General features: G+C 61.5%; 11 protein-coding genes. All 11 read right to left on the bottom strand.

Going from position 1 to position 12,500, the window contains the following annotated elements:
- Positions 1-137: 137 nt before the first annotated feature.
- Complete coding sequence (locus AU182_RS03205; protein ID WP_066960521.1) at positions 138-1,460, bottom strand: adenylosuccinate synthase; 1,323 nt, start codon at positions 1,458-1,460, stop codon at positions 138-140.
- Between the two features lie 122 nt (positions 1,461-1,582).
- Positions 1,583-2,773, bottom strand: a complete 1,191-nt coding sequence (locus AU182_RS03200) for an ATP phosphoribosyltransferase regulatory subunit (RefSeq protein WP_066960518.1) — start codon at positions 2,771-2,773, stop codon at positions 1,583-1,585.
- A 63-nt stretch (positions 2,774-2,836) separates the two neighbouring features.
- Positions 2,837-3,022 (bottom strand): DUF2065 domain-containing protein, encoded by a 186-nt coding sequence (locus tag AU182_RS03195; RefSeq protein WP_066960515.1) that lies wholly within the window; start codon positions 3,020-3,022, stop codon positions 2,837-2,839.
- A gap of 171 nt (positions 3,023-3,193) precedes the next feature.
- Positions 3,194-4,069 (bottom strand): protease modulator HflC, encoded by an 876-nt coding sequence (gene hflC, locus AU182_RS03190; RefSeq protein ID WP_066960512.1) that lies wholly within the window; start codon positions 4,067-4,069, stop codon positions 3,194-3,196.
- Between the two features lie 10 nt (positions 4,070-4,079).
- A complete protein-coding gene (hflK, locus tag AU182_RS03185) occupies positions 4,080-5,231 on the bottom strand; it encodes an FtsH protease activity modulator HflK (RefSeq protein WP_066960510.1) in 1,152 nt (383 codons plus the stop codon).
- Between the two features lie 121 nt (positions 5,232-5,352).
- Positions 5,353-6,690 carry a ribosome rescue GTPase HflX gene (gene hflX, locus AU182_RS03180; protein WP_066960506.1) on the bottom strand — a complete coding sequence of 446 codons (1,338 nt, stop codon included), beginning with the start codon at positions 6,688-6,690 and terminating at the stop codon, positions 5,353-5,355.
- A 189-nt stretch (positions 6,691-6,879) separates the two neighbouring features.
- Positions 6,880-7,167 (bottom strand): RNA chaperone Hfq, encoded by a 288-nt coding sequence (gene hfq / locus AU182_RS03175; RefSeq protein WP_066960503.1) that lies wholly within the window; start codon positions 7,165-7,167, stop codon positions 6,880-6,882.
- Between the two features lie 179 nt (positions 7,168-7,346).
- Positions 7,347-8,309 (bottom strand): tRNA (adenosine(37)-N6)-dimethylallyltransferase MiaA, encoded by a 963-nt coding sequence (miaA, locus tag AU182_RS03170; protein WP_066960501.1) that lies wholly within the window; start codon positions 8,307-8,309, stop codon positions 7,347-7,349.
- A 146-nt stretch (positions 8,310-8,455) separates the two neighbouring features.
- Entirely contained in the window at positions 8,456-10,354 is a 1,899-nt protein-coding gene (mutL, locus tag AU182_RS03165; protein ID WP_066960498.1) for a DNA mismatch repair endonuclease MutL, read from the bottom strand.
- A gap of 174 nt (positions 10,355-10,528) precedes the next feature.
- The gene (locus AU182_RS03160; RefSeq protein ID WP_227718099.1) at positions 10,529-11,806 is read right to left on the bottom strand and encodes an N-acetylmuramoyl-L-alanine amidase; all 1,278 of its coding nucleotides are present in this window, start codon (positions 11,804-11,806) and stop codon (positions 10,529-10,531) included.
- 150 nt (positions 11,807-11,956) lie between these two features.
- Positions 11,957-12,469 (bottom strand): tRNA (adenosine(37)-N6)-threonylcarbamoyltransferase complex ATPase subunit type 1 TsaE, encoded by a 513-nt coding sequence (tsaE, locus tag AU182_RS03155; RefSeq protein WP_066960493.1) that lies wholly within the window; start codon positions 12,467-12,469, stop codon positions 11,957-11,959.
- Between the last annotated feature and the right edge of the window lie 31 nt (positions 12,470-12,500).

The following is a 12,500-nucleotide window of genomic DNA, read 5'->3' as shown; positions in this document are numbered from 1 at the left end:
GGTCGATGACCAGAGTGACAGAAAATTGTGACTGAAATTTGAATTACAGTCCATCATCGGGATTTGCCGCCGGCTAAGCAAGCGAAGTTTGAGACCGGCGGGTATCGCCGGCCTCAACGGGAGGGGGAGCAGGGAGATCAGATGCTCGCGTTGTGGATACCCATCTCACACAGGGCGGAAGATTCGCGCACAATGGTCTGCACCCGGTCCGGGCCAGTGGAGATAATATCGATGGGTGCGCCAACCAGCTCTTCGATACGCGCGATATAGTCCAGCGCGGCCTGTGGCAGCTCCTTCTCGCGGCACACACCAAAGGTGGTCTCGCTCCAGCCGGGCATGGATTCGTACACAGGCTGCGCGCTTTCCCAACCGGCCGCATCGAACGGCACCGGCATATCTTCGCCGGCGGCATTTTTGTAACCCACACAGATCTTCACTTCTTCCAGGCCATCCAGCACATCCAGCTTGGTCAGGCACAGGCCGGAAATACTGTTGATACGGATGGCGTGGCGCACGGCAACGGCGTCGAACCAGCCGGTGCGACGCTGGCGACCGGTAGTGGCACCAAACTCGTGGCCTTTCTCACCCAGGTGGCGGCCCACCTCACAGTCCAGCTCGGTGGGGAAGGGCCCGCTGCCCACACGGGTGGTATACGCCTTGGTAATGCCAAGCACGTAATCCAGGTACAGGGGGCCAAAACCGGAACCGGTGGCGGTGCCGCCCGCGGTGGTATTGGAGGAGGTCACATACGGGTAGGTGCCGTGGTCGATATCCAGCAGGGAGCCCTGGGCACCCTCGAACAGGATGTGCTCGCCATTCTCACGGGCGGTGTGCAGCATGTCTGCCACATCGGCCATCATCGGCATCAGCTCGTCGCGCCAGGTTTCCGCGAGTTTGATGGTTTCCTCATAGCTCACCGGGTCGACCTTGTAGTACTCGGTCAGGGCGAAATTGTGGTACTCCAGCAGCTCCTTCAGCTGGGCGCAGAAGTTGTCCCAGTTGCACAGGTCCCCCAGGCGCAGGCCACGGCGTGCGACCTTGTCTTCGTAGGCGGGGCCAATCCCGCGACCGGTAGTGCCGATCGCCTTGGCGCCACGGGCCTTTTCACGGGCCTGGTCCAGCGCCACATGCACGGGCAGGATCAGCGGGCATGCCGGCGACAGGCGCAAGCGCTTGCGCACGGGGACGCCGGCGGCTTCCAGCTCGCCCATTTCTTTCTGCAGGGCTTCCGGAGACAGAACCACGCCATTGCCAATCAGGCAGGTCACGTCCGGGCGCAGCACGCCGGAAGGAATCAGGTGCAGCACGGTCTTTTCACCGTTGATCACCAGAGTGTGGCCGGCGTTGTGGCCGCCCTGAAAGCGGACCACCAGTGCGACTTTCTCGGTCAGCAGATCAACGATCTTGCCCTTGCCCTCGTCGCCCCACTGGGTGCCCAGCACCACTACATTCTTGCCCATGTGCGTAAATCTCGTGTCGTCAGTTCAAAAGACGGGCGGAAAGATGTGTCGGCCGCGCCCGTCGTGCGGCCTGAAAATCAAAGTGCTGCGATTGGCACAAGGCCAATGGCAAAGCTTAGGGTTTACGAGCGGGGCTTCACCACCCAGCTGGCCCCCTCCTTCACCAGTTCGCGGTCGCAGCGGCTCAGGGTTTCGCTGTCATCGCTGCCCGCGTCGCCCATCAGGCTGATCACTACCTCGCCCGCAGCGCGCAGAGACTCGGCGGTCTGCCACAATTGCTCGCAATCACTGGCGGGGGCCAGGATCGCCCCGGCCTCCCGTTCACCGTTGGCACCCAGCGCATTGATCGCCGCCAGATCGGTACTGAAGCCGGTGGCTGCACGGTCGCGGCCGAATACGGCACCGATACCGTTGTAGCGGCCGCCGTTGGCCAGCGCCTGGCCGTGGCCAGGGGAGTAGGCCGCAAACACCAGCCCGGTCTCATAGTCATAGCCGCGCATTTCGCTGAGGTCGAAAAACAACGTCACCTGCGGATAGCGGCGCGCAACCGCGTCGGCAACTTTCTGCAGTTCGTCCAGTGCGCTTTTCAGCGTGTCCGGGCCATTGCCAAACAGTTCTTTGGCCCGCGCCAGACACTCGCTGCCACCGGCCAGGCGCGGCAGGCCGCGCAGCCAGTTGGCGGCATCCGCGGAAGTAATATTGTCGTCTACCCAGCGCTCGATATCCGCCACGGCTTTGCTTTGCAGCAGGGCAATCAACGCGCTCTTTTGCTGCTCGTCCAGCTCGGCGGCCCGGGCAAGGCTGCGGAAAATCGCCACATGCCCGAGGTCCAGGTGGATTTCGCGAATACCCGCAGCGCGCAGGGTTTCGATCATCAGGCTGATGACCTCGATGTCGCCCTGCAGGCTTTCAACACCATACAACTCCGCGCCAATCTGGATCGGCGCGCGCGGCCCCATGGGGGCTCGCGGGCGAGTGTAGAGCACCTGTCCCGCATAGCACAGGCGATTGGCGCCACTGCGGGGGAAACTGTGGCTGTCGATACGCGCCGCCTGCGGGGTAATGTCCGCGCGAATCCCCAGGCTGCGGCCGGACAACTGGTCAGTCACCCGGAAGGTGCTCAGGTCCACGTCGCGCCCCATACCAATCAGCAGGGAATCGGCAAACTCCACCATCGGCGGAATAATCAGCTCATATCCCCAGCGGTGATAGAGGTCCAGCAGGTTTCGGCGCAGGGTTTCCACCCGCTTGGCATCTGCAGGCAAAATCTCGGCGATGCCATCCGGTAGCATCCAGCGTTCGGCTTGGGTCATGGTGTGGGTATTCGACAGTTAACAGTGTGGCCTTCGCGACCAGGAGAACCTCAGTCCTGTAGATCAACCAAAGAGCATCAGCAGGGCTGTGCCGGCAAGCATGGATACCAGCCCCGCCGTGCGCAGGCTGCGATTATCCACAGATGCCAGCTGCTGCACCAGTGCGCGCCAGCGGCGGGGGTAGAGAAAAGGCAATATGCCTTCGATGATCAGTACCAGGCCCAGGGCCCGGACCAGCTCTTCCCACACAGTGACAGCTCCAGTCGCGCTTTGGCTTAGAGGTTCTACAGCAGATTCAATAAAAAGGGGCCGGCACAAAAAAACCGGGCGCCGGCCCGGTTTTCAGGATTTTACCACTATTTGATCGCGCTGTGGCCAGTGGCAACCAATCCGCGATCAATGTGGCTTCTGGGCTGCCGCTTACTTGCCCTTGGAATCCTTGAGATAGCGGAAGAAATCGCTGTCTGGGTCCACCAGCAACATATCGCTCTTGCTTTTGAAGGACTCTTTATAGGCGGTCAGGCTGCGGGAGAAGCGATAGAACTCCGGGTCCTTGCTGAACGCCTGCGCATAGATCTTGGCCGCTTCCGCATCACCGTCACCGCGCAACTCTTCCGCCTTGCGGTAGGCCTCAGACTCGATCACCACCTTCTGGCGATCGGCATTGGCACGAATGCGCTCGCTGGCTTCCTGACCTTTGGCGCGGTGATCCCGCGCTTCCAGCTCACGACCCGCTCGCATCCGCTGGAACACCGACTCGGACACTTCCGGTGGCAGGTCGATACGCTTGACGCGCACATCGACAATTTCCACGCCCAGGTCCGTTTGCGCCGTTTTGTTCAGATTCTCGGTGATCTCCGCCATCAGCTCGTCGCGCTGACCACTTACCACTTCGTGCAGGTCACGCACACCAAACTGGTTCCGCAGCAGGTTGTTGATCTGCTCCGCCAGCAGGCGCACCGCGTTGCGCTCGTCACCGCGGGTCGCCACATAAAAACGGCCCACATCAACGATTCGGAACTTGGCGTACGAGTCCACCATCATGAACTTGTTTTCGCTGTTCAGCATCCGCACTGGCTGGGAGTCCACCGTCTGGATACGGGCGTCGAACTTGCGCAGCTCGTGCACCAGCGGAATTTTGAAATACAGTCCGGGCTCGTAGTCGGTGCGCACCACTTCACCGAAGCGCACCAGCACCGCCTTCTCGGTTTCCTTCACAACGAAGGCGCTGGCAGACAACGCCAGCAGCCCGAGCAGAATCAAGGCAATGACAAATAGTGATTTGTTGTTGTTCATAGCAACCCCCTTATCGCACTTCGCGGCTGCGGCGAGCGTTATTCACTTCGGTGCGAATCTGGTTCATCACCCGCTGGGAAATCTCGTCGACCACCTGCGGAGTCACCTGTGTGCCCTGGCTGGCCCCACCGGAGGCACCTCCAGTCAGTTTGTCCAGGGGCAGGTACATCATGTTGTTGCCACCCTCGACATCCACCATGACTTTGGACGTGTTGCTCATCACTTCCTGCATTGCATCCAGATACATCCGCTCGCGGGTGACTTCCGGCGCCTGCTGGAACTCCGTCAGGAGTGCCGTGAAACGTGCCGCCTCACCGCGGGCACTTTCGACAACCCGGGATTTGTAGGCTTCCGCCTCTTCAATCATGCGCTGAGCCTGACCGCGCGCTACCGGGATGACCTGGTTGGCATAGGCCTGGGCTTCGTTCTGCAAGCGCACCTCGTCCTCACGGGCTCGCACCACGTCATCGAAGGCGTCCTGCACTTCACGCGGCGCCTTGGCGTCGGTGAGGTTGACTACATCGACCCGGATACCGGTTTGGTACAGGTCGAGATACTCCTGCAGGCGCACCTGGGTGTCGGCAGCAACCTGAGTACGATTCTGGGAGATAACCCCGTTCAGGGTCTGCGAGCCCACGATGTGGCGCAGGGCACTGTCAGTGGCCTCCTGCAGACTCTTCAGCGGGTCGCGCACGCGCAGCACAAACGATTCTGCATTATCGATATGCCACTGCACCTGCAGCACCACGTCGACGATACTGGCGTCCTCGGTGAGCATCTGGCCGGTGGTGCGTTCGGTACGCACCTCGGTCATGTTCACCTTGGTCACGTGATCGATCAGCGGCGGATTCCAGTGCAGACCGGAATTTTCGGTGCTGTGGTATTTACCCAGGCGCAGAACCACCGCAGATTCGTTGGCATCCACCTGATAGAAGCCCCACAGGCCGTACACTACGGCCAGTACGATCATCACCAGCGACCAGGGGAAACTGCCGCCACCGGGGCGCCCGTCACCAGCGTCCGATGGCTTGCCACCAAACAGGCCGTTCAGTTTCTGCTGCATTTTGCGCAGCAGCTCGTCGAGATCGGGCGGGCCATCGTTGTTGCGATTGCCACCACCCCAGGGGTCTTTGTTATTACCACCCGGTTCGTTCCAGGCCATTTATTTACTCCAACTCTTCAACTTATTGATCGTTAGCTGTCGCGAAATTCTAGCATTGATTGCCATCGAGTATCCGCGCCCAGCGCTGTAAACTTTACGCTTCGTTATACGGCGACACCGCTCACTCGGTTTCCCAGTCTTCCGGTTTGGGCTCGGCATCGGGATTTTCCGGCAGCCACTGAGGTGGATTCCCCACCTCGCGAAACGGCGCCATCAGCCGCTGCAACTCCGCCCGCGGCAACAATATTTTCAATTCAATGTCGCCGTTGTCGCGATAATTTTCTTCCTGCACCGCGTTGCCTTCAAACAGCTGGGCCCGCAAGCGCGCGTGCTGTGGAGGGATCACTACCGCGCCGCTCACCATCTGCTGGCCGAGTCGCTCGGCGATGGCCTCCACCAGCAACTCACACCCCGCACCGGTGGCTGCGGACAACCACACCGCGCGCGGCACGCCCTGATCGTCCCGGTCGATACGCGGTTCGGCGTCGGCCAGCAAATCCAGTTTGTTGTACACCAGCAGATGAGGCAAATCCGCCGCGCCAATTTCTTCGAGTACCGCCTGCACCTCTTCAATCAGGTGCAGACGATTTTCTGCCGCCGCATCCACCACATGCAGCAGCAGTGTGGCATTGGCCGCCTCCTCCAGCGTCGCGCGGAAGGCTTCCACAAGGCGGTGTGGCAAGTGGGAAACGAAGCCCACGGTGTCCGCCAGAATCATTGCGCCCACATTGGGCAGTTCTACCCGGCGCATGGTGGGGTCGAGCGTGGCGAACAACTGATCGCGCACATAGACGTCAGCGCTGGTGATGCGATTGAACAGGGTGGACTTGCCGGCGTTGGTGTAACCCACCAGGGAAACCGTCGCCACCTCGGCACGGGAACGCGCGCGACGCCCCTGCGCACGCTGACGCCGCACCTTGTCGAGACGCTTCTCAATGGAGTCGATACGCGCACGCAGCAAACGGCGGTCGGTTTCCAGCTGGGTTTCACCGGGGCCGCGCAGGCCGATACCGCCTTTCTGGCGCTCGAGGTGGGTCCAGCCCCGCACCAGGCGGGTGGACATATGCCGCAACTGCGCCAGCTCTACCTGCAGTTTGCCCTCATGGGTACGCGCCCGCTGGGCAAAGATATCCAGAATCAGGCCGGTGCGGTCCAGCACCCGGCACTTGAGTTCGCGCTCGATGTTGCGCTCCTGGCTGGGCGACAGGGTGTGATCAAAAATCACCAGCTCCGCGCCGTGCTTGGTCACGGTCTCCTGTATTTCTTCCAGTTTGCCGCGGCCGACAAAGGTCTTGGGGTCCGGTGTGGCGCGCTGGCCAAAGATAAAGGCCACCGGGTCGGCACCGGCGGATAGCGCCAGCTCTTCAAATTCCCGCGGGTCGTCGGGACTGTCGATGGCGGAGAGTTCCAGGTGTACCAGCACTGCCAGCTCACCGGATTCCGGGCGATCAAAAAACAAGGATTATTCTCTTGGGCTCAATAGGTGCGCCATTGGCTGGCGCCGAACAACAGACGCCCCGGACGAACCGGGGCGCTGTTAATTACTGCTTTTTAAAACGGCTTCGCACGCTCATCGCCACCTCCATCACACCAGATACCTGGGGCAAATAGCGGGGGCAGTACGCAGCGAACACCGTCAAACCAACGGCTAGCCGCCGAAGGTATCGCGTTCACCGCCTTCCGGAGCGGCGCCTTCACCACCCTGTCCGGCCGGATTCATCAGCGGCACACGAACAGCGCGAGAGGGTACAACGGTGGAAATAGCGTGTTTGTAGACCATCTGGCTCACGGTGTTTTTCAACAGCACCACGAACTGGTCGAAGGATTCGATCTGGCCCTGCAGTTTGATGCCGTTCACCAGATAGATGGAAACCGGGATTCGCTCTTTACGCAGAACATTCAGGTAAGGGTCTTGTAAGCTGTGCCCTTTTGACATCTTTTTTCTCCTTGCCAAAAGATAAGTCGCCAGATGACGCACGATCGCGCCCGCGAAACCCGCGGACTAAGAAACGGCCATGGTGATACGGCGCATAAAAAAGAGCCAAAAGTTAACAGGCTCTGTGAATAACTGACTGAACAGGGCTGGATACACCAGCCCACTCACGTTATGGCTGCTCAACCGAGAAATTTCAAGGCCTCTGCCAACATTTCGTCAATTTTGCGTACTTTGCCGCCAGGCTGCTGTGCGTCGATGCACTTGAGGTCTGGCCAGCGTCGCAACCAGGTGAGTTGGCGTTTGGCCAACTGGCGCGTGGCGGCAATGCCCGCCTCGACCATCTGTGGGTAATCCATCTCGCCGTCGAGATACTCCCATACCTGCCGGTATCCCACGGCACGGATCGCCGGCAGATCCCGATGCAGGTCACCGCGGGCGCGCAGCGCCTGTACTTCCTCGATAAACCCATTTTCCAGCATGCGCTCGAAACGCAGGGCGATGCGCCTGTGCAATAGGGACCGATCTGTGGGCACTATAGCCAACTGCTGAATTGCGTATTGGGTGTGCAAGGAATCGCTCTGCTGCGCCGCCCGGAGTTCGGTCATGGTCTTGCCCGACAGGTGGTACACCTCCAGCGCCCGTTCGATACGCACCGAGTGATTGGGGTGCAGCTCTGCCGCCATTGCCGGGTCGACTTGTGCCAGTTCGGCGTGCAGTGCCGGCCAACCTTCTTTCTCTGCCCGCGCCTCGATGGCCGCGCGAAACGCCGGGTCCGCCTGCGGCATCTCTGCCATGCCCTGTAATAGAGCCTTGAAATACAACATGGTTCCGCCCACCAGCAGCGGAATCTTTCCGCGCCCGCTGATCTCGGCCATCACCTTCAGGGCGTCCTGGCGAAAGCGGCCCGCGGAATAGCTTTCCGCCGGGTCGCAGATATCGATCAGGTGATGGGGGTACCTGGCGAGCTCCTCCGGTGTCGGCTTTGCAGAGCCGATATCCAAACCGCGGTACACCAGCGCCGAATCCACGCTGATCAACTCCACCGGCAAGTGGTCGCTGATCGCCATCGCCAGGTCGGTCTTGCCCGAGGCAGTGGGCCCCATCAGAAAGATAGCGCGGGGGCGCGCGGGGTTTATTTGCATTTGGACGCCTTTAGAAACCGTAGCGAGCGGGTGCCTGGTGGTGGCCGCCGGAACGCAGGCAGCGGAATGTATTCGCTATACATGAGCATGCCGAGTACCGCCGGACGCCGCCAGGCATCCGCGCAGTAGGTTTATGAAGGCGTCCATTATTGGCCGCGCATAAACCACTTATCCATATCGGACAGTTTCACCTGGGTCCAGGTGGGCCGACCATGATTGCACTGCCCGCTGCGCTCGGTGCGCTCCATGTCCCGCAGCAGCGCATTCATCTCCGGGATGGTCAGCTTGCGATTGGCACGCACGGAACCGTGGCAGGCCATGGTGGAAAGGATCTCATTGATCTGGTTGCCAATGCGATCGCTGCTGCCCTCTGCCAGCAGGTCCGACAGCACATCCCGCACCAGCTGCTCCACCGGTGCACCGTGCAGCATACTGGGCACCTGCCGCACCATCAGGGTTTCCGGGCCGGCGCGCTGCAACACAAAGCCGAGGGAAGTGAACACTTCCTCACGCTCCTCGAAGCAGTCTGCCTCGCGCTCACTCACCGCCAGACTTACCGGCACCAGCAACGGCTGCGCCTGAATGCCACCGGCGGCGTGGGCGGCTTTCATATTCTCGTACACGATACGCTCGTGTGCCGCGTGCATATCCACCACCACCATGCCGTGCTGGTTCTGGGAAAGAATATAGATACCGTGCAGCTGGGCCACGGCAAACCCCAGCGGTGGCGCCTCGCTGTCCGCTTCCGCCGGTATCGACGGCTGCCCCCCCGCCAGTGGCGTCGCCACGGCACCCGCAGGCGTCTCCTGCACACCACCGCTGAAGGGCTGGTGCAGTGCACCATAGCCCTGCATCTGCTGCTGGATGCGTTGCGGAGAGGACGCTGTACCAAATCCCTGACCGGCAAACCCCGCGGATGGCGCTGACGTCGAGGGCGACGGCGCCGAGGCGAGCGCCATTCGCTCCTGCCCGGCAAATTCGCCGGCGGCTACTCCGGAGATCTGCGGCGAAACCGCTTCGTGCTCTTCATTCTGACCCGGGCGCACATCGGCCAGGGCGCGGTGCAGGGAACCAAACAGGAAATCGTGCACCAGGCGGCTGTCGCGGAAGCGCACCTCGTGTTTGGTGGGGTGCACATTCACATCCACCGAGGCCGGGTCCAGTTCCAGGTACAACACAAAGGCCGGGTGCCGGCCGTGATACAGCACGTCGGCGAAAGCGCGGCGCACCGCATGACTCACCACGCGGTCACGGATCGCGCGGCCGTTGACGTAGAAGAACTGCAGGTCCGCCTGGGAGCGGGAAAACGCGGGCTCCGCCACCCACCCCCACAAGCGCAAACCATTGCGCTCCATTTCGATGTGCAGAGCATTTTGCATAAACGCCGGCCCGCACAGCTGGGCGACGCGACGCTCCATTTCCGCGCGACTGGTGCCACCGCGCAGGTTGTGCACACCTTTGCCGTTGTGGCGCAGACTGATCGACACGTCGAAGCGCGACAGCGCTAGACGCTTGATGGTTTCATCGACGCGATTGAATTCGGTTTTTTCCGTGCGCAGGAATTTCCGGCGCGCGGGGGTATTAAAGAACAGGTCCCGCACCTCCACCGTGGTGCCACGGGGGTGGGCGGCAGGCGCGAGCTGGGTCTCCATTTCGCGCCCCTCGGCGGATACCACCCAGCCCTTGCCGGTGTCGTCGCGACTGCTGGTCAGCGTGAGGCGGGCCACGGAGGAAATACTCGCAAGGGCCTCCCCGCGAAAACCGAGGGTGGCAACCGCTTCAAGATCTTCGAGGGCGTGAATTTTCGAGGTGGCGTGACGGGCAAGCGCCAGGTGCAGGTCTTCCTTTTCGATGCCCTTGCCGTTGTCGCGCACCATGATGCGCTTCACCCCACCAGCGTCCAGGTCGACTTCCAGCCGTGTAGCCCCGGCATCGAGGCTGTTTTCCAGCAACTCCTTGATCACGGAAGCCGGACGCTCAACTACCTCACCGGCGGCGATCTGGTTGGCGAGTCTTGGGGAAAGTAGCTGGATATTTTCTGGCATCGGGGTCTTGTACTTACCGCTGGCCCGGAGCTGTTCCGGGGCCACGCTTTCGAAGTTCTAGTGAATTGTTGTGGCGCAGGAGCACCGGGTAGCGGTTTCGAAAAGCCATTCCCAGTAGCCTGCCGCCACCGAAGGTAAAACGACCTCCGCTGCCGCAGTGCGGAGCCACGACACTCAACCAGACGGGATAGTCAGCGTCTGCCCCACCCGGATCATCGAGGTGCGCATGCCGTTGGCCCGCTTCAGGTCGGCCACCGAAATGTTGTAGCGGGCCGCAATGCCGGACAGGGTATCACCCCGCAGGATTCTATGCTTGCGGTCGATGCGATTGGCATTGGCCGCAAGCCAGCTGTCCGCAGGTGGGCGGGCGGTAAAGTGAGCCACGATGCCGTCGCCGAGCTTCTCCGCCATGCGCTTCTGGAACGACGGGTCACGCAGGCGACGGGCTTCCTGAGGATTGGTGATAAAGCCGGTCTCTACCAGAATCGAGGGCACATCCGGATTGCGCAATACAGAGAAGTTCGCCTGCTCGACTTTCTTCTTGTGCAGGTGGGTGAAACTGCCCAGGGAACTCAGCACGCTGCTGCCAATATCCAGGCTGGCGTTCATGGTGGCGGTCATCGCCAGGTCCAGCAGTACACCGGCGAGGGTGTCGTCCTTGTCGCTGAGACTCAGGCTGCCGGCGCCGCCGATCAGGTCGGATTCGTTTTCCCGCTGCGCGAGAAACCGCGCCGTCTCACTGGTGGCACCGCGCGAGGACACCGCATAAACGCCGGCGCCGCGCGCATCTTTGCGGGTAAAGGCATCCGCGTGAATCGACACAAACAGGTCCGCGCGCAGTTCACGCCCTTTTTTCACGCGGTCGCGCAGGGGAATGTAGTAATCGCCGGTACGCACCAGTTTGGCGACAAAGCCGGGGCGCGCATCGATGGACTTTTGCAGGTAGCGGGAGATGGCCAGCACCACGTCTTTTTCGCGCAGGCCGCCAGGGCCGAGTGCACCCGGGTCTTCACCACCGTGACCGGCATCAATGGCAACAACGATCTCACGCTTGCCACTGACCACCTGCACCTGCTCGATGGTCTTCTCCTCCACCTTGCCCCCGTCGTGCAGGTCAATTACCAGCCGATCGGGAAGCTGTTCGTGGCGGCGCAGGGCGAAGCTGCGGGGATTGACCCGTTGCTTCAGGTCCAGCACCACACGCAGGTCGCGATTGTTCTGTACCGCATGGCGCACGCCCGCAATGGGCGTATCCGCCAGTGGCAGACCCTCGATGCCGGTGGACAGCTTGGCGCCACTCACGTCGATGACCACGCGATCCGGGTTGGTGAGCGTGAACAACTTGTGCTCGGCGGGGCCATCGAGATCGAACACCAGACGGGTGTGATCCGGAGCGCGCCACAGGCGCACCCCTTCGACTTCCGCGCTGTTGGCCACAGCAGCCGGCAGCATAACCAGCACCGCCAGCAACAGGGCGACAAGCCTGAAATTCCTATTTGCAGTCAATTTTGCTGTAAGTCGCACTGGCAACCTTGCTCCGCTCATTATTATTGCCCCGTGGAATCTATTGCCGTTTCGGGCCCAACCACTCACCCCAGTGTATCAATCCCGTGGGAAGTCCGCGCCCGCCAGTACCAACGCGCCGGCTTCGCTCAGCGCCACCAGTTTCAGTGCACGCCCCTCGCCCTTGAGCTGCAGGATCAGTTCCATATCCGGGTGCGGCAACACCCCCGCGCCGCGCTCGGACCACTCCACCAGGCTGAGGCTGCCGGGGCCAAAATAGTCCCGCACCCCCATATACTCCAGCTCTTCCGCATCGCCCAGGCGATAGAGGTCAAAATGATAAACCCGGCGCTCGCCTTCGCTGCCGGGGGCAAACTCGTAGGGTTCCACCAGAGTATACGTCGGACTTTTTACCGCGCCGCGGTGGCCAAATGCACGCAATACACCACGGCTGAACGTGGTCTTGCCGGCGCCCAGCTGGCCGCCGAGGAAAATCACCAGGCCGGCACCCAGGCCACTGGCGGCACAGGCTTTGCCCAGCACCTCGCCAGCCGCCACGGTGGCGGCCTCGTCGGCGAGATACAGGGTTTTATCCACAGGCAGTGTGCTCACATCGACATCCCTCGAACAAATCCTTCGGACA

Origin of the sequence: Microbulbifer sp. Q7, assembly GCF_001639145.1 — a bacterium.
Classification (GTDB): domain Bacteria; phylum Pseudomonadota; class Gammaproteobacteria; order Pseudomonadales; family Cellvibrionaceae; genus Microbulbifer.
The sequence above is the reverse complement of the archived record's forward strand: the minus strand, read 5'-3'. Positions and strand labels throughout refer to the sequence as shown.